Origin of the sequence: Komagataeibacter diospyri (assembly GCF_006538165.1) — a bacterium.
GTDB lineage: Bacteria > Pseudomonadota > Alphaproteobacteria > Acetobacterales > Acetobacteraceae > Komagataeibacter > Komagataeibacter diospyri.
Window position 1 is genome coordinate 241,718 of record NZ_BDLU01000032.1, and the last position, 22,355, is coordinate 264,072.

Annotated in this window: 18 protein-coding genes; 9 read left to right on the plus strand and 9 right to left on the minus strand. The window is 62.7% G+C overall.

Annotated features, from left to right (window positions below; genetic code table 11):
- The first annotated feature begins 40 nt into the window (after positions 1-40).
- Genes lptF through rsmA form a run of 5 tightly spaced genes read left to right on the plus strand, consistent with a single transcriptional unit; the run spans position 41 to position 6,979 of the window.
- The gene (lptF, locus tag MSKU9_RS07135) at positions 41-1,207 is read left to right on the plus strand and encodes an LPS export ABC transporter permease LptF (protein ID WP_141260612.1); all 1,167 of its coding nucleotides are present in this window, start codon (positions 41-43) and stop codon (positions 1,205-1,207) included.
- Complete coding sequence (gene lptG / locus MSKU9_RS07140) at positions 1,204-2,319, plus strand: LPS export ABC transporter permease LptG (protein WP_141260613.1); 1,116 nt, start codon at positions 1,204-1,206, stop codon at positions 2,317-2,319. The genes lptF and lptG overlap by 4 nt, the downstream gene beginning before the upstream one ends.
- Entirely contained in the window at positions 2,319-4,718 is a 2,400-nt protein-coding gene (locus tag MSKU9_RS07145) for an LPS-assembly protein LptD (protein ID WP_141260614.1), read from the plus strand. Before lptG ends, MSKU9_RS07145 begins: the two co-directional genes overlap by 1 nt.
- Entirely contained in the window at positions 4,711-6,120 is a 1,410-nt protein-coding gene (locus tag MSKU9_RS07150; RefSeq protein WP_141260615.1) for a peptidylprolyl isomerase, read from the plus strand. Before MSKU9_RS07145 ends, MSKU9_RS07150 begins: the two co-directional genes overlap by 8 nt.
- 7 nt (positions 6,121-6,127) lie before the next feature.
- The gene (gene rsmA / locus MSKU9_RS07155; RefSeq protein ID WP_141260616.1) at positions 6,128-6,979 is read left to right on the plus strand and encodes a 16S rRNA (adenine(1518)-N(6)/adenine(1519)-N(6))-dimethyltransferase RsmA; all 852 of its coding nucleotides are present in this window, start codon (positions 6,128-6,130) and stop codon (positions 6,977-6,979) included.
- On the opposite strand, the gene MSKU9_RS07160 is transcribed toward rsmA, so the two are convergent.
- The 9 genes from MSKU9_RS07160 to MSKU9_RS07200 all read right to left on the minus strand — a co-directional run bounded on the left by MSKU9_RS07160 (position 6,949) and on the right by MSKU9_RS07200 (position 15,585).
- Entirely contained in the window at positions 6,949-8,196 is a 1,248-nt protein-coding gene (locus MSKU9_RS07160) for an SAM-dependent methyltransferase (RefSeq protein ID WP_141260617.1), read from the minus strand. The two genes, rsmA and MSKU9_RS07160, sit on opposite strands and share 31 nt — an antisense overlap.
- Positions 8,197-8,337: 141 nt before the next feature.
- On the minus strand, positions 8,338-8,928 hold the full coding sequence (gene rplI, locus MSKU9_RS07165; protein ID WP_141260618.1) for a 50S ribosomal protein L9: 591 nt from the start codon (positions 8,926-8,928) through the stop codon (positions 8,338-8,340).
- A gap of 13 nt (positions 8,929-8,941) precedes the next feature.
- A complete protein-coding gene (gene rpsR, locus MSKU9_RS07170) occupies positions 8,942-9,217 on the minus strand; it encodes a 30S ribosomal protein S18 (protein ID WP_007399693.1) in 276 nt (91 codons plus the stop codon).
- Positions 9,218-9,223: 6 nt separating this feature from the next.
- On the minus strand, positions 9,224-9,709 hold the full coding sequence (rpsF, locus tag MSKU9_RS07175) for a 30S ribosomal protein S6 (RefSeq protein WP_141260619.1): 486 nt from the start codon (positions 9,707-9,709) through the stop codon (positions 9,224-9,226).
- 153 nt (positions 9,710-9,862) lie between these two features.
- Positions 9,863-10,417, minus strand: a complete 555-nt coding sequence (locus MSKU9_RS07180; RefSeq protein ID WP_141260620.1) for a hypothetical protein — start codon at positions 10,415-10,417, stop codon at positions 9,863-9,865.
- Positions 10,418-10,516: 99 nt separating this feature from the next.
- On the minus strand, positions 10,517-11,119 hold the full coding sequence (locus tag MSKU9_RS07185; protein ID WP_141260621.1) for a GNAT family N-acetyltransferase: 603 nt from the start codon (positions 11,117-11,119) through the stop codon (positions 10,517-10,519).
- On the minus strand, positions 11,109-13,088 hold the full coding sequence (rpoD, locus tag MSKU9_RS07190) for an RNA polymerase sigma factor RpoD (protein WP_141260622.1): 1,980 nt from the start codon (positions 13,086-13,088) through the stop codon (positions 11,109-11,111). Before rpoD ends, MSKU9_RS07185 begins: the two co-directional genes overlap by 11 nt.
- A 218-nt stretch (positions 13,089-13,306) precedes the next feature.
- Positions 13,307-15,106 (minus strand): DNA primase, encoded by a 1,800-nt coding sequence (dnaG, locus tag MSKU9_RS07195; protein ID WP_141260623.1) that lies wholly within the window; start codon positions 15,104-15,106, stop codon positions 13,307-13,309.
- Positions 15,107-15,126: 20 nt separating this feature from the next.
- A complete protein-coding gene (locus MSKU9_RS07200) occupies positions 15,127-15,585 on the minus strand; it encodes a GatB/YqeY domain-containing protein (protein ID WP_141260624.1) in 459 nt (152 codons plus the stop codon).
- 153 nt (positions 15,586-15,738) lie between these two features.
- Here MSKU9_RS07200 and carA point away from each other — a divergent pair, with 153 nt between their 5' ends.
- The 4 genes from carA (at position 15,739) to MSKU9_RS07220 (ending at position 22,214) form a co-directional block, all read left to right on the plus strand.
- Positions 15,739-17,136, plus strand: coding sequence for a glutamine-hydrolyzing carbamoyl-phosphate synthase small subunit (gene carA, locus MSKU9_RS07205; protein ID WP_141260625.1), 1,398 nt, complete (start codon positions 15,739-15,741; stop codon positions 17,134-17,136).
- A gap of 10 nt (positions 17,137-17,146) precedes the next feature.
- Entirely contained in the window at positions 17,147-20,401 is a 3,255-nt protein-coding gene (gene carB / locus MSKU9_RS07210) for a carbamoyl-phosphate synthase large subunit (protein ID WP_141260626.1), read from the plus strand.
- Positions 20,402-20,532: 131 nt separating this feature from the next.
- Complete coding sequence (greA, locus tag MSKU9_RS07215) at positions 20,533-21,006, plus strand: transcription elongation factor GreA (protein WP_019084525.1); 474 nt, start codon at positions 20,533-20,535, stop codon at positions 21,004-21,006.
- Between the two features lie 11 nt (positions 21,007-21,017).
- The gene (locus MSKU9_RS07220; RefSeq protein WP_141260627.1) at positions 21,018-22,214 is read left to right on the plus strand and encodes a threonine ammonia-lyase; all 1,197 of its coding nucleotides are present in this window, start codon (positions 21,018-21,020) and stop codon (positions 22,212-22,214) included.
- Positions 22,215-22,355 lie beyond the last annotated feature (141 nt).

The following is a 22,355-nucleotide window of genomic DNA, read 5'->3' on the forward strand; positions in this document are numbered from 1 at the left end:
CACCCCTTTTGCACCGGCGGGAACAGGGGTAGACAGGGGCATGCCCGCCGTCCGTCCCGTCCCTGACCGCCTTGCGCCGCGCCTGTCGATTCTGGACAGCTACATGCTGCGCCAGCTTCTGCTGGCGCTGGTCGCGACCACGGGCGCGCTGGTGACGCTGATCTGGCTGACCCAGTCCCTGCACTTCGTATCACTGGTGGTGGGCCGTGGGCTGTCGCTACGCGTGTTTCTGGAACTGACCAGCCTGCTGATCCCCTCCTTCATCGCGGTCATCCTGCCCATCACCACGTTTGTGGTGGTGCAGTTCATCTACCAGCGCCTTGGCACCGACCGGGAACTGACGGTCATGCAGGCAGCCGGGCTGTCGCCCGCCATGATGGCGCGACCGGGACTGGCCTGCGCCGCCATCGCAACGGCGGCATGCCTGGTGCTGAATGTATGGATCGTGCCGGTTTCATACCATGCCTTCCGCCAGTACGAATTCCAGATCCGCAACCGCATGGCCGCCTTCCTGGTGCAGGACGGGGTGTTCACGCAGGTATCGGACAACATGACCGTGTATATCCGCGCAAGAGACAAGGATGGCACGCTGCACGGCATCATGGTGGAAGACGACCGCACTCCCGGCGCGGAAGCCACCATACTGGCGGAAGAAGGCAATCTGGTCATCATGAATGACCAGCCGCGTGTGGTGCTGTTCAACGGGTCACGGCAGGAAATCGACAGCCATACCGGGCGGCTGAACGTGCTGACCTTCACCCGCAACACGATCGACCTGTCCAGCCCGCACTCCGCGCATACACGCCTGCCCGATGCCAATGAACTGCCAATCTCGCAACTGCTTCACCCTGACATGCGACTGTATTCGCGCCGGGATGAAAGCAAGATGTTCATCGAGGCGTGGCGCAGGCTCAGCACCCCCTTCTGCGCCTTTTCCTTTGCCATGATCGGGCTGGTGGGGGCGATGGGCGGCAGTTATTCCCGGCAGGCCAGCATACTGCGTCCGGTGCTGGCCATACTGACCGTGGTCGCGGTGCAGGCGCTGACGCTGCTGGTGCAGAACCTCGCGTCGCGCAACCTGCAGCTCATGCCGCTCATGTGGGTCTGCACGATCGGGCCGGGCGTGATCTGCGCGGTCATCCTGTTCTGGCCCGAACTGCGCGCCGACCGTGAAGCCCGGGCAGTCGCGGGCGGCACGCGCCCATGAAGCTTGCCTTCACGCTGTCGCTGTACATCGCCCGGCAATTCACCTATGCCACGCTGTCGGTGATCGCCTTCCTGACCGGGCTGATCACCATGTTCGACTTTATCGACCTGTTGCGCCGGGTTTCCACGCGTCCCAGCGTGCCGACCTCGCTGGTCAGTCAGATCGCCTTCCTGCACATCCCCTTCGCCTGTCTTGAAATCCTGCCCTTCGGCATCCTGCTGGGCGGGATCATATGTTTCTGGCGGCTGGCGCGTTCATCGGAACTGGTGGTGGCGCGGGCGGCGGGCATTTCGGCGTGGCAGTTCCTGGCGGGGCCGGTCACGTGCGCCGTGCTGATCGGGACGGTGGCCACCACCTGCATCTCCCCCCTTTCATCGGTCATGTACCGGCGGGCGGAAATGCTGGACCGCCAGTACCTGCGCGACAACAACGGCAAGTCACTCAACCTGAGCGGGGGCACACTGTGGTTGCGGCAGGGGGATAACGGGCTGGTGGACCATGGGGTGGACATCATCCACGCGCGCCATGTCAAGCTGACGGGCAGCGTGCTGCATATCCGTGACATCACCATTTTCCGGCTTGGCCCCGATGATAACCTGCTGACCCGCATCGAAGCCCGGAGCGGATATCTGGGCAAGGAGCGCTGGGTCCTTGATTCCGCCCGCCAGCTACGCCCCGATGAACTGCCCGTCGATATGGGCGAAATGACACTTCATGCCGACCTGACGCTGGCGGGGGTGGAGGAAAGTTTTGCCTCCCCCGACACATTGTCGGTCTGGGCGCTGCCAGGTTTCATCCGGCAGCTGAAACGCTCGGGCTTTTCCACCATCCGCCACCGGCTGCATTTCCAGACCCTGCTTACGCTGCCGGTCCTGTCAGGCACCATGGCCCTGGTGGCGGCGGGATTTTCCATGCGGCCCGCACGACGTGGCGGGGTCATACGCATGATAAGCTTCGGGGTTGCAGCCGGTTTTGCCCTGTTTGCGCTGTCGAAAATCGCCGCCCAGTTTGGTGAAACGGGCACATTGCCGCCCCTTCTTGCTGCATGGGCCCCCACCGGGGCCGGGCTTTGTCTTGCAGTCACGCTGCTTCTTCATCTAGAGGACGGTTAATGGACCGTCCCACCCCCTTCACGCGCGCGCCGTCACCGCCACGGCTTTCTGCCGTTCTGCGGCAGTTTCCGCGTGGGTTTCTGCTTTCGGCCACCATGCTGGGGGGGATGATGTGCGCGCAGGTGTCCGGCACGGCCCATGCGGACACGCCGCCCGACGGTCCCAGGCGCAGCAGGCCCATCCATGCCCCTAAGAGCCAGCCACAGGCGCCCGTCAGCTTTTCCGGCACGGTTTCCAATACAGACCCGATGACGTTCCAGGCCGACCATGTCGCCTATGACAGCCGCAACGGCATCGCGACATGGACCGGCAATGTCCAGCTATGGCAGAATGACCAGATCATGCGCGCCGACAAGGTTGTGTATGACCGCAATACGGGCATAGCCTCGGCCCGTGGCAACGTGGCCATGGTGGAGCCCGACGGCACGGTGCTGTTTACCGAATATGCCGAACTGAGCAACGGCATGCGCGACGGCATCATGACCCGCCTGTATGTCCGCATGCAGGACAATGCGCGCATGGCCGCAAACGGCATGCGCCGCACCGGCGCCAAGGTCAACGACCTGACGCGCGTGGTCTATACAGCGTGTGAAATATGCGCCCGCCACCCTGAACGCGCGCCATTCTGGCAGCTGCGCGCCTATGACGCCACGCATGACATGCAGCACAAGCGGCTGGAATTCCGTGACGCGTTCGTGGACTTTTTCGGGGTGCCGGTTTTCTACCTGCCCGCGTTCTCGATGACCGACCCGTCAGTCCGGCGGCAGAGCGGCTTCCTGACCCCCGGCTTCACCCCGCATGACCGTTACCTGGGCACGTATGTCACCATTCCCTATTACTGGGTCATTGACCGCCAGTCGGATGTCACGCTGCAGGGGCTGTTCTCCACCCGGACGGGGCCTGAGCTTACGGCGAACTACCGCCGCTATTTCAGCAATGCGCGCCTGAACCTGACCGGCGGCATCGCGTACGATACCCATCGTGACACCGATTACGTCAACACCTTCGGGCAGGAGGTGGACAGTTCGAACAACCACGGCATACAGGGCTATATCTTCGCCAACGGCCAGATCTCGATCAACAAGACGTGGCGGGCGGGTGCGAACATACGCTGGGCCAGTTCACCCAACTTCATGCGTGACTACCGCGTCAGCGGGTATGGACAGGATACGCTCAATTCCAACGTCTACCTGGAAGGGTTCGGCACGGGATCGTATTCACGCCTTGATGCCGAAGGCTACCAGGGCATGAACCAGGGCGTCATCCACAACCAGGACCTGCCGTGGGTGCTGCCGCGCTACACCTACAGCTATTTTGGCCAGCCGGATTCACTGGGCGGGCGGTTCAGCCTCGATACGACGGATTTCTACGTCTATCGTGAAAACGGGACATCGGACCAGCGCGGTCAGCTTTCGCTCAACTGGGACCGGCCGTTCCACAACTCGCTGGGACAGATATGGAACCTGACCCTGCATGTTGAATCGGCCATCCATCGCGCGACCGAACTGAACCAGCAGCCCAATTACGCCCGGACCACCCGCGCACAGGTGGAGGGACAGGTGCTGCCCACCGTGGGCCTGAAGATGAACTGGCCCTTCCTGCGCAGCTTCAACCACAATACCGGCACCCAGATCCTTGAACCCATCGTGCAGTTCCTGGCCGCCCCCAATACGGGTAACAGCACGTCGCGCAACATTCCCAACGAAGACAGCCTGTCGTATGAATTCACGGATTCCACGCTGTTCTCGCTCAACCGCTATGCCGGCACGGACCGGCTGGATGGCGGCCTGCGCGCCAATGTCGGGCTGCATAACAACTGGACATGGAACGGCCACCAGATCGATGTGCTGATCGGTGAAAGCTTCCAGGAACATATCGACCACAACCGCATCCCCTATTCCGGTCTGAACCATCATCTGTCGGATGTGGTGATGGGCACGCATATCATACCCAACCAGTTCTTTGATTTTGATGGCAAGATGCGGCTTGACCCCTATGGCGGCAAGGTCGATTTCGCTGATGCGCTGGGCAGTGCGGGTTTCAGCCATTTCCGTGTTACGGGCGGCTATCTGTTCGAACCGGTCACGCCCTATTATTATTATGCCCAGCGTCCTTACGCCCAGGCGGCGCCTAACGTTTATTACAAACCCGTCAGCGAACTGACGGTGGGGGCTGCGTCCAACTGGGACAACTGGCACATTGCCGCCTACCTGCGCCGCAGCCTGTCGCGCAAGGAAAGCGTCGCGGTGGGTGGTGACGCAGGTTACCAGAATGACTGTTTCGGGCTGGATGTCATGTATCTCAAGCAATACACCACGATTGGTGGCCAACAGAGCAATTCAACCGTAATGTTCTCCCTTACGTTCAAAACCATCGGTACATTTGGTATCAATGGCTGACCTGATGCGCGAAAGACCGAGCTGGATGTCCTTCTTCCCCACCGCCCGTGGCGCTGTTTTCTCCCCCGCATCGCAGCGGGGCCGTATGGGCCGCACCCTTGCGGCAACCCTGCTGGCATGTGTGGCGCTGGTGGGCCACGAACAGGCGGCCGGTGCCCGCACGGCCCGCGCCATTGCCCAGCAGGCACAGGCGGCGGAAGATCAGGACGCCATCATCGCCACAGTGAATGGTGCGGTACTGACCAAGCGCGATGTCGATACGCGCGGGCGGCTGTTCGCCCTGTCATCGGGGCTGGATGTCAGCGACGACGTGATGCAGCGGCTGCGCCCCCAGATCGTACGGCAGCTGATTGATGAAAAACTGCGTATGCAGGAAATGCTCGACCGCCACATCAACGTGCCGATCCAGCAGATCGGGGACGCCATAGCCGGCATCGAACAGCGTAACGGCATGCCCCAGAACGCCCTGCGCAACAAGCTGGCGGAAGATGGCGTATCGCTGACCACGCTGATTGACCAGATCCGTGTGCAGATCGGCTGGTCGCAGGTGCTGCGTCAGGAAACGGCCGAGCATGGCCGCATCACCGCATCCGAGATCGAGCAGCGCATGGCCGCGCTGAAGCGCGAGGATGGCAAGCCGGAATACATGATCAGCGAGATTTTCGTGCCGGTGGACGATCCCCGCCATACGGAAAACGAACTGAAATTCACCGAGACCATCATTCAGGAACTGCGTGAGGGCGCGCCCTTCCCCATTGTCGCCGCCCAGTTCTCGCAGGGGCAGAGCGCACTGGACGGCGGCATGATGGGCTGGACGCAGGAAGACGGGCTGGACCCGCAGGTGGTGGATGTGGCGCGCAAGATGCCTGACGGCGCTATTTCCAACCCCATCCGTGTCGCAGGTGGCTACGTCATCGCCACCATTGCCGAACGGCGGACGGTGGGTCACCAGATGACCACTATCCTGACCATCCGGCAGGTTTTCTTCCCCTTTGACACGCCCCTGGACCCGGAAAACCCGACCGACCAGCAGAAATCGACACTGGACACCGCCACGGCTTTTGCCAACGAAGCCAAAAACTGTGACCAGATGGAAGCCGAGAACAAGAAACTGGGGGAAAAGCACCCCAGTGATCCCGGCGAACTCATGCTGAACCACCTCAACCCCCAGATGCGCGAAATACTTGAGCCACTTGGTCCGGGCAAGACCAGCAAGCCCCTGGTTTCGGGCGAAGGGATCCTGGTGCTGATGGTCTGCACCCGTGAAGAGCGCAACATCGCCATCCAGACCCCCAGCCAGATTGCCGACCACCTGATGAACGAACGCGTGGAACAGACATCACGGCAGCTGAACCGTGACCTGCAGCGCCGCGCGATCATCGACATGCGTTCCAAGACCTGATCGGGCCATGAGCATGACTGAACGCCCCCGGGGGCTGGAACCCCTGCGCGAGACCATCGCGCGGCACGGGCTGGACGCACGCAAGGCGCTGGGACAGCACTTCCTGCTGGACCCGGCGATTACGGCGCGTATCGCGGCGCTGGCGGGGGATCTGGCGGGCCAGCATGTGGTGGAAGTCGGCCCCGGCCCCGGCGGCCTGACCCGCGCGCTGCTGGATACCAGTGCCGCCAGCATTGTCGCGGTGGAAGTGGACACGCGGGCGGTTGCCGTCATTACGGAACTGGCCGCCCTGGCACCCGGCCGCCTGCACATAATCGAAGCCGACGCCATGCGGCGCGACCTGACCACACTGTGCCCCGCCCCACGACAGATCATCGCCAACCTGCCCTATAATGTCGGCACGCCGCTGCTGGTGGGGTGGTTGCGGCAGGCTGCTGCGTGGTCACGGCTGACGCTGATGTTCCAGCAGGAAGTGGCCGAACGTATCTGCGCAGCCCCCGGTTCTGCGCATTACGGCAGGCTGGGCGTGCTGGCGCAGTGGACGTGTCGCTGCGGTGTGCAGATGCATATTCCCCCCGGCGCATTTTCCCCACCGCCCAAGGTCCATTCGGCCGTGGTCGGGCTGATTCCCCATGCGCAGCAGCCCGAAGCGGCCGTTTTCCGCGCCATGGAACAGGTTACGGCAGCGGCATTTGGCCAGCGGCGCAAGATGCTGCGCGGGGCGCTGAAATCCATCGGGGGAGAAGCCCTGCTGGCTGAAGCCGGCATCGACGGCAGCCGCCGGGCCGAGACGCTGGACATTGCCGAATTTGACCGACTGGCCCGCCTTCATGCCCGCAGGGCCGCGACACTGTCCTGATCCTGCCCATCCACTGGCTGTGGGGCATACATGTAATCACGCGACAGGGGCACGGCATCAATCTCGCGTACCAGCTGCAACTGGAAATTCAGGTGTCCCTGCACGCGAAAGGCCAGTTCGGACACCACAAGGTAGAATTCGAACATGCGGCAGAAACGTTCGTCATACAGCCGCGCGACCTGCTGGCGCCGTGCCGCGAAACGGCTGCGCCAGTGGGCGATGGTACGCGCGTAATGCAGACGCCAGATCTCGCAATCCGTCAGCCATAGCCCGGCGCGTTCCACCGCGCTGACGGCTTCACTGACCGCCGGGGAATAGCCGCCGGGGAAGATATAGCGATCAATCCATGGATTGGTGACGCCCGGCCCCTCCCTGCGGCCAATGGAATGCAGGACCATTACGCCATGGGGCTGCAGGGCCGCGCGCATGGTGGCGAAAAACGCCGGATAATGGGCCACGCCCACATGTTCGAACATGCCGATGGAAACGATCCGGTCATAGCGCCTGCTGACGGCGCGGTAATCCAGCAGTTCAAAGCGTACGCGTCCATCCAGCCCAGCCGCCCGCGCACGCTGGCGGGCAATATGCAGCTGTTCCACTGACAGGGTAATGCCCGTCACCTGCGCGCCGTAATCGCGCGCCAGCGTCAGGGCCATGCCACCCCAGCCACAGCCGACATCCAGAACGCTCATACCGGGATGTGAAAGGTGCAGCTTGGCCGCCAGATGGTGTTTCTTGGCCACCTGCGCCTGTGCCAGCGTTTCATGGCCCGTGGGGAAATAACCGCACGAATACTGCATGTCCTCATCAAGGAAGTGACGGTACAGCCTGCTGTCCAGATCATAATGATGCGCCACGTTCCGCCGCGCGCGCCGCAGGGTGTTATGTTGCAGCCAGGTCCGCGCGATATAGCGCAGGGAGCCAAAGATCCGCTCCCCCGCGGGGCTGCGGCGCATCACATTGAGCATGAGCACATGCAGCAGGTCATACAGCGTGCACCCCACCGGACGCAGCGTGCCCGCCATGTAGGCTTCCCCCACCTTCAGCGCGGGATCAAGCAGCAGGGCGCGCACCGTTTCCCCATCCGCGATCCACATGCCCGCCTGTGGTCCGGGACCGCCCACATACACGCGCCTGTCACCGCCGGGATAATGGACATCCAGCCGTCCCAGGGTAATGAAATGCATAAAGGCCCGGTCCAGCAATACAGGTGCCATTGGCCTGCTTCCTTCACGCATATGCGCCTGGCAACAAGCCCCATGCGCCCGCCCCGGAAACGGCAAAAGCCCGGAAGAGTTTCCTCTTCCGGGCTTTTGTAACCGGTCAGACGCCCCGAACGGGACGACAGATCAGGTCAATCAGACAGCCGGGGTTTCCTCGACGGCGGTTTCTTCCGAAACTTCGCCTTCGGTTACCGCGCTTTCTTCGGCCAGGACCTGTTCGTCGTCCTGATCGACGCCGATTTCCTCACCACGCGCCTGACGTTCCGCTTCTTCTTCAGAACGGGCAACGTTGACGGTGACCTGCATGGTCACTTCCGGGTGCAGGGCGACGCTGACTTCATACAGGCCAAGCTGCTTGATCGGCTCGGGCAGGATGACCTGGTTGCGGCCGATGGTCAGGCCGGCCTTGGTCGCTGCTTCCGCGATATCACGGGTCGTGACGGAACCATACAGGCTGCCGCTGTCACCAGCCTGACGGATCAGGATGACGGACAGGCCGTGCATCCGCTCGGACAGGCGCTCGGCCTCCTCGCGGTTCTTGAGGTTCTGGGCCTCAAGCTGTGCACGTTCACGTTCGAAACGTTCGCGGTTATGTGCATTTGCGCGGATCGCCTTGCCCTGGGGCAGCAGGAAGTTACGGGCATAGCCCGGCTTCACCGTGACGATCTCGCCCATCTGGCCCAGCTTCTCGACGCGCTGGAGCAGGATGAGTTCTACTGCGGACATGGTTCTGCCTCCCTCAGCTTACAATGTAGGGCAGCAGGGCCAGGAAACGCGCGCGCTTGATGGCCTGGGCCAGTTCACGCTGCTTCTTGGCGGACACTGCCGTGATGCGGCTGGGAACGATCTTGCCACGTTCGGACAGGAAGCGGCTCAGCAGGCGCACGTCCTTGTAGTCGATCTTCGGCGCGTTGGGGCCGGAGAACGGGCAGGACTTGCGACGACGGTAGAACGGGCGGCGCGCGCCAACCGCAACGCGGCGGGCGGCGGGATTGATCTCGGTTGATTCGGACATCAGCTCTTACTCCGCTTCGGCGCTGGCAGTGGCGTTGGCGCGCTGCTGTTCTTCACGCTCGTTACGGGCGCGGAACTCCTCGCGGTCATCGAAATTACGGCGCGTGCCGCGACCGCTTTCAAAACGGCCAGTGGGCTTGGGCCCACGGAAGCCACGCTCACGCTCGTCACCCTTGCGCGACAGGATGACCGACGGTGCTTCGTCAATCTCATCCACACGCAGGGTCAGCACGCGCAGAACGTCTTCGTTCAGGCTGAGCTGACGCTCGATTTCCTTGATCGCGGCGGAAGAACCATCCAGGCCCAGAAGCATGTAATGCCCCTTGCGGTTCTTCTTGATACGGTAAGCCAGCGTGCGCAGGCCCCAGTATTCACGCTTCTTGACGGAACCGGATTCCGCTTCAAGCTGTGCGGCGATGCCATCGGCGATGGCTTCGACCTGCTGCTGCGACACGTCATTACGTGCGATCAGCACGGTTTCATACAACGGCATTGGAACTCCCTTCGGATCGCTTCAACCCCCGCATGGACGGACACGGTCCGCCATGTTGCCACCAGGGCACGGGTATAGCCGGGGGCGATGCCACGCACCCGGCAGGGAAGAGGCGGTTTGAAACACAAACCAGACCGACAGACAAGAGAAAAGTCAGGCAAAAGACCTTTTAATCGGCTCCAGCCACGTAAAGACCGGCGTGGGCCTGACATCCTGCGGACGGTCATGGCGGAAACCGGTCACGGCCTTGACCAGTTCCAGCGGCACATCAAGCATGCTGCCCGGACCACGCGGGTCCGCCAGTCCCCGTTCCACCGCGGCAAAGGCCTTTTTATGCAGTTCGGGCAACGCGTCCGGCGCGTCCCCTTCTATATCCAGATCCAGATAGTCATTGTTGCGACCGTCATGCTGGACGGTCCAGATTTCTTCGCCATCTGCATAGCCTGCGGCCTGACTGACCGGATCAACCATAGCAACATCGCACGTGATCAGCCTGCCCGCACGGCACAGGGTCCTGCGGTCGTAATTGGAAATCAGGCCACTGTCGTTATTGGTGCGAATGACAAACCAGCCATTGGGAAGGTCAGCAATTGCGTAGGGCGATTCATCATTCGGGTCCGGCTTCCCGCTATCACGCAGGCCAAGGGCTTCCAGCAGCGCCGCGCGGTCAACACCATGAAATTTATAGTACGATGTATCGAAATCCATACGCCCCTCTCCTTACGAATACGAAAGGAGAAATGGTTGCGGCACCTCGTTATAACAAGTGCCGGGATCACGTTTTCTTGTACCTGAACTGCCTTTTATTCAATCCAGACGCAGACGCTCCGGCACCTTCAGCCCCAACATATTGGGAATGTTCCAGATTTCATGAATTGTCCGCACCTTGCGAAAACCAGCCCGCTGGTAGTTGGGGAGCGCACGCGGATGGTCTGCCGAACATGTGTTGACCCGCAGCACCGCCGGATTCATGGCCCATGCCCGCGCCACCATCTGGTGCAGGAAAACCTGCCCGACCCCACGGCCGATCCATGCGGGTAACAGCCCGAAATAGGCGATATTGATATCGGGGGCATACCGGCTGTCGAGTTCGCAGAATCCCGCGGGCACATCGCCATCATACAGCACATGCACGCCAATGCCCGAACTGGACAGCAGGCCCGCAAGCTCACTGTCGGGCATGACCCGACGCAGCCACCAGCAGTAATCCGCACCCACGGCGTCATACAGGCCACGATACCAGGCAACACCGGGACGGAAGGTCTGCCGGATACTGTAGCCGTGCGGCAGGGCTGGCGGAGCGCCGGGGGGCGCGCGGTCCATGCACAGGAACGTCACGTCCACCCCGACCCGTGTTCCATCACCGCCCGGTTCGTCACGGGCAGCGGGGCATGGAACCTCAGTTATCATCAAGGAAGGAACGCAGCTTACGGCTCCGGCTGGGGTGCTTGAGCTTACGCAGGGCCTTGGCCTCGATCTGGCGGATACGCTCACGCGTCACGTTGAACTGCTGGCCTACTTCCTCCAGCGTGTGATCGGTGTTCATGCCGATGCCAAAGCGCATGCGCAGCACACGTTCCTCACGCGGGGTCAGCGAAGACAGCACCCGGGTCGTGGCTTCACGCAGGTTGGTCTGGATCGCGGCATCAAGCGGGATGACGGCGGCCTTGTCCTCGATAAAGTCGCCAAGGTGGCTGTCCTCCTCATCCCCGATCGGGGTTTCGAGGGAGATCGGCTCCTTGGCGATCTTGAGCACCTTGCGCACCTTTTCCAGCGGCATGCCCAGCTTTTCGGCCAGCTCCTCCGGTGCGGGCTCGCGCCCGATTTCGTGCAGCATCTGGCGCGATGTGCGGACCAGCTTGTTGATCGTCTCGATCATGTGGACCGGGATACGGATGGTCCGCGCCTGATCGGCGATGGAACGCGTGATGGCCTGGCGGATCCACCACGTGGCATAGGTGGAAAACTTGTAGCCACGGCGGTATTCGAATTTGTCCACCGCCTTCATCAGGCCAATATTGCCTTCCTGAATCAGGTCAAGGAACTGCAGGCCACGATTGGTATATTTCTTGGCGATCGAGATCACGAGACGCAGGTTGGCCTCGATCATCTCCTTCTTGGCGCGCGCCGAATCCCGCTCACCACGCGACACGGTGGCATAGACGCGGCGGAATTCACCCACCGGCAGGCCGGTTTCCTGCGTCAGGTCGGCCACCTGGTTACGCAGGCGGATCACCGTCTCGCCATGCTTGGCAAGGAAGTTCTTCCACGACTTGGCCGGCAGGGTTGCGACCATGTCTATCCAGCCGGGATCCAGTTCACGGCCACGATATTTGATCAGGAAGTCATCACGCGACACGCGGGTGCTTTCCGCCAGCCGCAGCATGCGCCCTTCCAGTCCGTTCAGGCGCTGGAAGATTTCCTTCAGGTGTTCGACCAGTACCTCGATACGCGCATTGTGCAGGTGGACCTGCTGGACCTTGCCCACCAGTTCCATGCGCAGCTGTTCGTAACGGCTTTCGTCCTCGGCGGAGATTTCCTCACCCGCCGTGAATTTTTCCAGCCGTTCGGCCTGCACCTTGTGCAGGGCTGCGTACAGCGCCTCGACTTCCTCGAACTGTTCAAGGATTTCCGGCTTCAGCTTTTCCTCAAGCGCGGACAGCGACAGGCCGGCACCTTCGCCTTCGCCCTCACCTTCGCCCTCTGTTTCCTCGGCTTCCTCGCTTTCGCCGCCTTCGTTCTCGCCAAAGGCTTCCTCGCCTTCAGCCGCCTCGACGGGATCGTTGCCGCCGGACTGCATGGCCTCGAGATCAACGATGTCGCGCAGCAGCATTTCACCGGCCTTGAGCCGTTCATGCCACGAAATAATGGCGCGGAAGGTCAGCGGGCTTTCGCACAGCCCGCCGATCATCTCGTCCCGGCCAGCCTCGATCCGCTTGGCGATCGCAATTTCGCCTTCACGCGACAGCAGTTCGACCGAACCCATTTCGCGCAGATACATACGCACCGGGTCATCGGTGCGGCCCAGGCTTTCGGTATCGACGTTACCGGCGGCGGGTTCCTCGCTCTCGCTTTCTTCCTCGGCGGTATCGTCGCTCTTGGTTTCAGCGGGGGTCTGGGTTTCCGTTTCGTCGTTGTCCTCGTTTTCGACAACCTGCATGCCCATTTCCGACAGGGCCGCCATCACGTCCTCGATCTGTTCAGAGGACATCTGGTCCTGCGGCAGGACGGCATTGAGTTCGTCGAAAGTGATGTAACCGCGTTCCTTGCCGCGGGCGATCAGTTTCTTGACGGCGCCGGACCGGGTGTCCAGCAGGGTCGTATCGTTGTCCTGATCCCCTGAAGCCGTGTCCGTACCCGTGGCTGTCTTTGTCGCCATGCCCGATCAATCCCTACCCAGCAAATCCGTTTACGCAAGCGCGCACACCCTGCCCGCGCATAGTGGCCGTTCCCCTTTCCGCCCGCCGGTATGTAGCGGGACAGGATACGGCCAATCATACCGTTTTCATCTGCTTTTGTCTGGTGCAGGTGGTCGATAACATGGCCGAAGTCAAGGGTTGGCGCGGTTCATTTCATGCATTCTGTCAATTTTCCGCCTTATTCATCAAGGTCGGTCCCTCCCCGGCGCAGGGTGTCAAGCGCCAGCAGGCGCGTGCGCAGGCTGGCCCATGCGGCCTCATCCAGATCGCCCGTGCACATCCGTTCGGTATCGGCACGAATTTCGGCAGCAAAACGTTCAACATTCAACAAAGCGTAAAAATGCCACCACTCATGCCGGGGGTCGGTCCCGAACAGGTCGTCATCCCCGTGCCCGCGCGCGCGCCGCCCGCGTACGGCCCGCACGCGCTGGCATACCTCACCCAGTCCCGCGGTGGACAGGCAGGCCGCCAGTTCATCGGGCGGTGGCAGTTCGCCCCGGACGTCATACAGATCCAGCAGTTCTTCGCGCAGGGCGGCAAGGTCGGCAGGCAGTTCAAGGCGGCAATAGGCGTCCTGCACTTCATCCAGCACGCCGGGCTGTTCAAGGATGATGGCGCTGAGGATGCACTGGCGCTGCAGGTCCGCATCCATGGGGGCGACGGGGGACGTGGCGACACTGGCTTTTTTGACACCGCCGCGCGCACCATTGCGGCGGAAGGTCTGAAAAAAACTGTCCAGCAGGGTGGATCGGTATTCGGACGCCAGCGCCTTGTCGGGAATCAGGCCCGCGACCTCCACCAGCCTGCGGCGCAGGGCCGCGCGCTGTTCGGGGCCGGGGTCGCGCACGCCCTCGCTCAGCAGACCGAACAGGACTTCGCCCATCGGGCGGGCACCCGCAATCAGGGCGGCCATGCCAGCAGCGCCATCGCGCCGCACCAGACTGTCGGGATCATCATTTTCGGGCAGGACGCAAAAGCGCAGGCTGCGGTCCACGTTCAGCAGTGGCAGCGCGGTTTCCGCCGCCTTCACCGCCGCGCGCTGGCCCGCCGCATCCCCATCGAAACACAGCACCGGGGCCGGAGCGACCTGCCACAGGGCTTCAAGCTGTTCGGATGTCAGCGCTGTGCCCAGCGGGGCCACGGCACCACGAAAACCGGCCTGATGCAGGGCGATCACATCCATGTAGCCTTCCACCACCAGCAGGTCGGACGCCACCCCCGTGCCGCGCACGGCCTCACGCGCGCGGTCCAGGCCGAACAGCACCCGACGCTTGGAAAAAATGGCGGTTTCCGGCCCATTGAGGTATTTGGGCTGGCCATCGCCCAGTATGCGCCCGCCAAAGGACACCAGCCGCCCGCGCCGGTCACGGATGGGAAATGTCACACGGTTGAAAAACAGTTCACGCGACGGCGTGCCGTCCTCATCCGCGCGCATCACGCCCGCGTCGCGCAGCATGGCGGGGGTGATGTCCAGCGCCGCCATCTCGCCAACCAGGCCGCCGCGCCCTTCCCCCGACCAGCCGAGACCGAAGGCCGCGATGGTTTCATCCGTCAGGCCACGGCCCCGCAGGTAGGCCAGCCCTTCGCGCCCCTCCGGCTGGTACAGCCTGCGCTGCCATGATGCCTGCACCGCGTCCAGCACCTCGCCCAGCGTGCGGGCACGCGCTGCCTGCTCGCGCTGGTTGCGGTCGGGTTTCGGCATTTCCATGCCAGCGGCAGTGGCCAGCTCCTCCACCGCTTCGGGGAAGGAACGGCCCTCGCTCTGCATCACGAACGTGATGACATCGCCATGCGCCTGACAGCCGAAGCAGTGGTAATGGTCGTCATAAACGTAGAAGGATGGCGTCTTTTCCCCGTGGAAGGGGCAGCACGCCTTCCAGTTCTTTCCTGAACGCACCAGCTTCGTCCGCCGCCCGATGATGGGGGCGATAGGCGTACGGGCACGCAGTTCATCAAGAAATGCGGGGTCAAGCGCCATCGTGTCGTGTGCCCCCTGCCTCAGGCGGCAAGGCGTGCGCGCACTACGGCGGAGGCGCGTGCGGGGTCAAGGGCCGCGCCAAACTGTTCCTTCAGCGCCGCCATGACCTTGCCCATATCCTTCATGGAGGTGGCGTCGGTGCGTTCGATGGCTTCGCGCACGGCAGCCTCGATGGTGGCGTCATCCAGATCTGGCGGCAGGTAGTCACGGATGATCGCGATTTCAGCGTTTTCCTTTTCCGCCAGTTCGGGGCGACCACCCTTTTCATACATCGCGGCCGATTCCGTACGGGACTTGATCATGCCACGCAGCATGGAAATCACGGCTTCGTCGCTTACCTGATCCTCGCCTTTGGCGCGACCGGCGATATCGACATCCTTCAGCTTTGCGGTGATCATGCGGATGGTGCCGACCTTTTCACTCTGGCCTGCCTTCATGGCGGCTTTCAGGTCATCCATGAAACGTGCGCGCAAGGACATGACTGTCAACTCCTCTGCCCGGCGGGCGGGGCGGGATGCCCCGTTCGTGCCGGGAATAATTTTCCCATCATCTCATTTCACAGGTATGTGGGAATTTTCTTCCCAATCACCAGAGACGCTGTTAGGCAATACTCCCGGAAGGGACATCATCCAATGCCGATGACGATAGAAAACATTATCGAACGCCTTGGCGGCGCCGAACAGGCCGCCCGGCTGACGGGCGTCAGCACCGAGGCCATTCGCAAATGGCGGCAGGCCCGCGCCATTCCGCCCAAGCACTGGACCACCGTGCTGCGGGCCACCGGCCTGTCACTGTCCGACCTGCAACCCGACACAGAATCCGACCGACCGGAGCCCATGATGAGCACGTCAAACCCGATCGCACCGGCCGACAGGCCAAAAGCCGCGACAGCCGCCCTGATCCTGGCGGATGGCACCATTATGTGGGGCCGCGGATTCGGCGCACACAGCACGGAGCGCGCGCTGGGCGAGATCTGTTTTTCTACCGGCATGACCGGATATCAGGAAACGCTGACCGACCCGTCCTTCGCGGGGCAGATCATCACCTTCACTTTCCCCCATATCGGCAATACCGGCACCACGCCGGAAGATGATGAGGCCGTCCGCGTGCATGCCCGCGCGCTGGTGGTCAAGGAAGACCTGACGGCGCCAGCCAACTGGCGTTCGACCGAATCGCTGGATGCATGGCTGAAGGCGCAGGGCATTCCGGGCATCTGCGGCATCGACACCCGCGCCATCACACGCCGCATCCGCGAAGGCGGCCCGCAGACGGCCATCGTGGCCTACCCCGCCGACGGCAGGTTCGACATTCCTGCCCTGCAGGCACAGGCACGTGCATGGCCGGGGCTGGAGGGCATGGACCTTGCGGGGGAAGTCACCTGCGCCAGCTCCTACACATGGGCCGAAGGTGTATGGCAGTGGCCGCACGGCACAGCTCCCCTGCCCGCGAAGCGCCGTAAGGTGGTTGCGGTCGATTACGGGGCCAAGCGCAACATCCTGCGCTGCCTTGCCACCGCAGGCTGCGACGTGACCGTTGTGCCCGCGACCGCAACGGCTGAGGACATCCTCGCCCTGGACCCCGCGGGCGTGTTCCTGTCCAACGGTCCGGGCGACCCGGCGGCGACGGCAAAATATGCGGTCCCGGCCATTCAGGGCGTGCTTGCAGCGGGCAAGCCGGTATTCGGCATCTGCCTGGGCCACCAGCTTCTGGCACTGGCGCTGGGGGCAAAGACCTACAAGCTGGCGCGGGGCCACCGCGGGGCGAACCAGCCGGTCAAGGACCTGGCGACGGGCAAGGTGGAAATCACCAGCCAGAACCACGGCTTCGCAGTGGATGACACATCCCTGCCCAACGACGTGCGCGCCACCCATACCAGCCTGTTTGACGGGTCGAACGAAGGCATCGCCACCAGTCGTTATCCGGCATTTTCGGTGCAGTACCACCCCGAAGCCAGCCCCGGCCCGTCCGACAGCCATTACCTGTTCCGCCGTTTTGTCGATCTGATCGACACCACAACCAAGACCGCGTGAAAGCCGACCCATGCCAAAACGGACAGACATCAGCTCCATCCTGATTATCGGCGCCGGCCCGATCGTTATCGGCCAGGCGTGCGAATTCGACTATTCCGGCGCGCAGGCCTGCAAGGCCCTGAAGGAAGAAGGCTACCGCGTCATTCTGGTCAACTCCAACCCCGCCACGATCATGACCGATCCGGGGCTGGCGGATGCGACCTATATCGAACCGATCACCCCGGAATTCGTCGAACGCATCATACTGCGTGAAAAGCCCGACGCCGTGCTGCCCACCATGGGCGGCCAGACCGCGCTGAACACCGCCATGGCGCTGGACAAGTCGGGCTTTTTGAAAAAGCACAATGTCGAACTGATCGGCGCGAACGCCGAAGTGATCGACCGTGCCGAGGACCGGCAGAAATTTCGCGAGGCGATGGACGAGATCGGCATCGAAAGCCCGCGCAGCCTGATCGCCCACACGCTGGAGGAAGCCCGCAGCGCGCTGACCACGGTCGGCCTGCCCGCGGTCATCCGCCCGTCGTTCACCATGGGCGGCTCGGGCGGTGGCATCGCTTACAACAGGGAGGAGTTCGACCGCATCGTCTCCTCTGGGCTGGACGCCTCCCCCACCACGGAAGTCCTGATCGAGGAATCCGTGCTGGGCTGGAAGGAATATGAGATGGAGGTCGTGCGCGACACGGCTGACAACTGCATCATCATCTGCTCCATCGAAAACATCGACCCGATGGGCGTGCATACCGGTGATTCCATTACGGTTGCCCCGGCGCTGACGCTGACGGACAAGGAATACCAGCGCCTGCGTGACATGTCGCTGGCATGCCTGCGCAAGATCGGGGTGGAAACCGGCGGGTCGAACGTGCAGTTCGGCATCAATCCCGTCGATGGCCGCGTCGTGGTGATCGAGATGAACCCGCGCGTGTCGCGTTCCTCCGCCCTTGCATCCAAGGCCACGGGCTTCCCGATCGCGAAGGTCGCAGCCAAGCTTGCGGTGGGCTATACGCTGGATGAGCTGACCAACGACATCACCGGCAGCACGCCGGCATCGTTCGAACCGACGATTGATTACGTCGTGGTCAAGATCCCCCGCTTCACGTTCGAGAAATTCCCCGGCACTCCCGCCCTGCTGTCCACCAGCATGAAGTCGGTTGGCGAGGCGATGGCCATTGGCCGTTCCTTCCCCGAAGCACTGCAGAAGGGCCTGCGGTCCATGGAAATCGGGCTGGCTGGCCTTGATCCGGTGGAAGCACCGGGCGATGGCGGGCCTGACGCCTTCCGCGCCGCCCTGTCGCAGCCCCGCCCGGAGCGTATCCTGATGGCGGCACAGGCCCTGCGCACGGGGCTGAGTGTGGAGGACATTCACGACGCCTGCCGGTTCGAGCCCTGGTTCCTGCGCGAACTGGCCAAGATTGTCGCAGCCGAACACACGGTGGTGCGTGATGGCCTGCCGGAGGACGCCGACAGCCTGCGCATGCTCAAGGCCATGGGCTTTTCCGACATCCAGCTGGCGCGTCTGTCGGGCACCAATGCGGATGAAATCGCGGAACTGCGCGAAAGCCGTGGCGTGCTGCCGGTCTACAAGCGCATCGATACCTGCGCCGGTGAGTTCGCGTCCCCCACGCCATACATGTATTCGTCCTATGAAGGCGGGTACGGCGTGCCGGAATGCGAAAGCAGGCCAACGGACCGCAAGAAGATCGTCATTCTTGGCGGCGGGCCAAACCGTATCGGCCAGGGGATCGAGTTCGACTACTGCTGCGTCCATGCCGCCTACGCATTGCGTGAGGCCGGTTTCGAGACGATCATGGTCAACTGCAACCCCGAAACCGTCTCGACCGATTACGATACGTCGGACCGCCTGTATTTCGAACCGCTGACAGCGGAAGACGTGATCGCCCTGATCCGTCGTGAACAGGAAAACGGCACCGTGCTGGGCTGCATTGTCCAGTATGGCGGCCAGACGCCGCTTAAGCTGTCGCGCGCGCTGGAAGCCGCGGGCATCCCGCTGCTGGGCACGCCCGCCGATGCGATCGACCGCGCGGAGGACCGTGAGCGCTTCCAGGCCATGCTGCACAAGCTGGGCCTGCGCCAGCCCGCGAACGGCATCGCCCGCAGCCCGGCGGAAGCCGAAGCGGTGGCCGAGAAAATCGGCTACCCTGTCGTGGTCCGTCCGTCTTACGTACTGGGCGGGCGCGCGATGGAAATCGTGCATGACCGCGCCAGCCTGCAGCGTTACATGCGCGTGGCCCTGCAGCTTGCCGGCGCCGAAGTCGCCAACGGTCCCGTGCTGATCGACCATTACCTGAACGATGCGATCGAGGCGGATGTGGACTGCATCGCCGATGGCGGCGAGGTGTATGTCGCGGGCGTGATGGAACATATCGAGGAAGCGGGCATCCATTCCGGTGACAGCGCGTGTTCGCTGCCGCCCTACACCCTGTCGCCCGCCATCGTGACCGAACTGAAAAGCCAGACCGAAGCCATGGCCCGCGAACTGGGCATTGTGGGCCTGATGAACGTGCAGTACGCGATCAAGGGGCAGGAGATTTTCGTGCTGGAGGTCAACCCGCGTGCCTCGCGCACCGTGCCGTTCGTGGCCAAGGCCACCGGGGTTCCGGTCGCCAAGATCGGCGCGCGCGTCATGGCGGGTGCGAAGCTGGGTGAATTCCGCCTTGATGACCGCGCGGTGGCCCCGCATGTCGCGGTGAAGGAAGCGGTATTCCCCTTCAACCGCTTCCCCGACGTGGACACGATCCTTGGCCCCGAAATGCGCTCCACGGGTGAGGTGATGGGCCTTGACGCCTCGTTCGAACGGGCATTCGCCAAGTCACAGCTTGCCGCTGGCGTGAAGCTGCCCCTGTCGGGAACGGTGTTCCTGTCGGTGCGCGACAGCGACAAGCCCGCGGTAAAATCCATCGGCCGCCTGCTGTCGGACATGGGCTTCCACATCGTGGCGACGCGCGGCACGGCAAAATGCCTGCGTGAAGCGGGCGTGAATGTGGACGTAGTCAACAAGGTGCTGGAAGGCCGCCCCAACTGTGTCGACGCCATCCGGTCGGGCGATGTCCAGATGGTCATCAATACCGCACAGGGGGCGCAGGCGGTCAGCGACAGTTTCGACATCCGCCGTTCGGCGCTGACGCATGGCATTCCCCACTACACCACCATCGCGGGCGCACGCGCCGCGACGCATGCCATTTCGGCCATGCGCGAGGGGGTTCTTGAAGTCGCGCCCCTTCAATCCTATTTTAAGGGATCATTCTGAGCGTATCGCATCAAAACGGGTGGCCTGCCGGTCCAAAACCGGCGGCCACCCGCGTTGCATTAATGCGATGGGCCCAGACACGGCAACCAACAGTCAGTTGTGGAAACTGACCTTCACCTCGGGGACAAACCTTGCAGAAATTTCCGATGACAGGCCCCGGCCTGGAACGGCTTGAAGACGAACTGCGCAAGCTCAAGAGTGAAGAACGCCCCGCGATCATTCGCGCGATCGCCGAAGCGCGGAGCCACGGCGATCTTTCGGAAAACGCGGAATACCACGCAGCCCGTGAACGTCAGTCCTTTACCGAAGGGCGGATTCAGGAACTGGAAGAAATCGTCTCCTCAGCCGAGGTCATCGACCCCGCCTCCCTGTCGGGCGACCAGGTGAAATTCGGCGCACGCGTCAAGCTGGTTGATGAAGAAACCGACAAGGAAGCGACCTACCAGATCGTTGGCGTGTACGAAGCCGACATCAAGCAGGGGCTTCTGTCCATTTCCTCGCCGCTTGCCAAATCGCTGATCGGCAAGAGCATTGGTGACAGCGTGTCCGTCCCCGCCCCTGGTGGTGACCGGACGTATGAAATCCTGGAAGTCACCTACGGCTAGGCGCATCAACCGTGATCACGCTTGAAGACATCACCGCCGCCGCACAGCGGATAAAGGGGCGCGTACTGCACACGCCCACCGTGCCCTGCCAGACACTGTCGCGCGCGACGGGCGCGGATATCGTGCTCAAGCTCGATAACCTGCAGGCTGTCGGTTCGTTCAAGGAACGCGGGGCGGCCAACAAGCTGGCCCTGCTGACCCCGCGCGAACGCGAACGCGGCGTCATTACCGTTTCAGCCGGCAACCATGCACAGGGCGTTGCCCGACATGCCTCCCTGCTGGGCATTGACGCGGTGATTGTCATGCCGCGCTTCACTCCTGCCGCCAAGGTTACGCGCACCGCCGCGTGGGGGGCGACGGTGGTGCTGGAAGGTGACAGCTTCGCCGAAGCAACCGCGCATGCCAACATGCTGTGCCAGCGCGAGGGTCGGGTATTCGTCCACCCCTATGACGACCCAGAAGTCATGGCCGGTCAGGGCACCTTTGCTCTTGAACTGTTCGAGGATGCGGGACCGCTGGACACCTTCGTCTGCCCCATCGGCGGTGGCGGCCTGCTGTCAGGTTGTGCGGTGGCCGGACAGGCCCTGCAGCCGGACATGGACATCATTGGCGTGCAGGTGGAAAATTTCTCATCCCTCGCAGGCTTCCCCGGTGATGAGGTTCTACCGCCAGGCGGTCCCACCATTGCCGAAGGCATCGCGGTGCTGCAGATCGGCCGCCAGCCGCTGGAGGTGATCCGTGAACTGGTGTCGCGCGTTCTGGTCGTGCCCGAAAGCGCGATCGAGACCGCGATCACCATGCTGGCGGAAGGCGCCAAGCAGGTCAGCGAGGGCGCGGGCGCAACCGCCCTTGCCGCCGTGCTGACCTACCCCGAACTGTTCCGGGGCAAGCGGGTGGCGCTGCCGGTAACCGGCGGCAATATCGACAGCCGCATCCTGGCCAACACGCTGCTACGTTCGCTGCTGCGTGACGGACGGCTTCTGTGCCTGAAGATGGAAATACCCGACCGCCCCGGCGTGCTGGCCGACATTTCACGCAAGATCAGCGATGAGGGCGGCAACATCATCGAGGTTTCGCACCAGCGCCTGTTCACCACGCCCAGCGTGCAGGCCGCCGAACTGGAAATCATGGTCGAAGCCCGCGACCCCGACCACGCCCGCGCACTGGAAGCGGAACTGGCCAAGACCTATATCGTGCGCCGCGCCTGAACCCACGGGTTCACGCAATATCACGAAATAAAAACCTGCGAGGTATATTGCCCCGCAGGTTTTTTTAAATTTGATAAATGACCAGAAATCTTTTGAATGCCGCCCTTTCAAAAAGGCGGCGTTCTTCGACGCCTTGTGAAG

Coding starts and splice junctions, on each gene's coding strand:
- lptF (WP_141260612.1), top strand. CDS start 41: ATGCCCGCCGTCCGTCCCGTCCCTGACCGCCTTGCGCCGCGCCTGTCG.
- lptG (WP_141260613.1), top strand. CDS start 1,204: ATGAAGCTTGCCTTCACGCTGTCGCTGTACATCGCCCGGCAATTCACC.
- MSKU9_RS07145 (WP_141260614.1), top strand. CDS start 2,319: ATGGACCGTCCCACCCCCTTCACGCGCGCGCCGTCACCGCCACGGCTT.
- MSKU9_RS07150 (WP_141260615.1), top strand. CDS start 4,711: ATGGCTGACCTGATGCGCGAAAGACCGAGCTGGATGTCCTTCTTCCCC.
- rsmA (WP_141260616.1), top strand. CDS start 6,128: ATGAGCATGACTGAACGCCCCCGGGGGCTGGAACCCCTGCGCGAGACC.
- MSKU9_RS07160 (WP_141260617.1), bottom strand. CDS start 8,196: ATGGCACCTGTATTGCTGGACCGGGCCTTTATGCATTTCATTACCCTG.
- rplI (WP_141260618.1), bottom strand. CDS start 8,928: ATGTCCGCAGTAGAACTCATCCTGCTCCAGCGCGTCGAGAAGCTGGGC.
- rpsR (WP_007399693.1), bottom strand. CDS start 9,217: ATGTCCGAATCAACCGAGATCAATCCCGCCGCCCGCCGCGTTGCGGTT.
- rpsF (WP_141260619.1), bottom strand. CDS start 9,709: ATGCCGTTGTATGAAACCGTGCTGATCGCACGTAATGACGTGTCGCAG.
- MSKU9_RS07180 (WP_141260620.1), bottom strand. CDS start 10,417: ATGGATTTCGATACATCGTACTATAAATTTCATGGTGTTGACCGCGCG.
- MSKU9_RS07185 (WP_141260621.1), bottom strand. CDS start 11,119: ATGATAACTGAGGTTCCATGCCCCGCTGCCCGTGACGAACCGGGCGGT.
- rpoD (WP_141260622.1), bottom strand. CDS start 13,088: ATGGCGACAAAGACAGCCACGGGTACGGACACGGCTTCAGGGGATCAG.
- dnaG (WP_141260623.1), bottom strand. CDS start 15,106: ATGGCGCTTGACCCCGCATTTCTTGATGAACTGCGTGCCCGTACGCCT.
- MSKU9_RS07200 (WP_141260624.1), bottom strand. CDS start 15,585: ATGTCCTTGCGCGCACGTTTCATGGATGACCTGAAAGCCGCCATGAAG.
- carA (WP_141260625.1), top strand. CDS start 15,739: ATGCCGATGACGATAGAAAACATTATCGAACGCCTTGGCGGCGCCGAA.
- carB (WP_141260626.1), top strand. CDS start 17,147: ATGCCAAAACGGACAGACATCAGCTCCATCCTGATTATCGGCGCCGGC.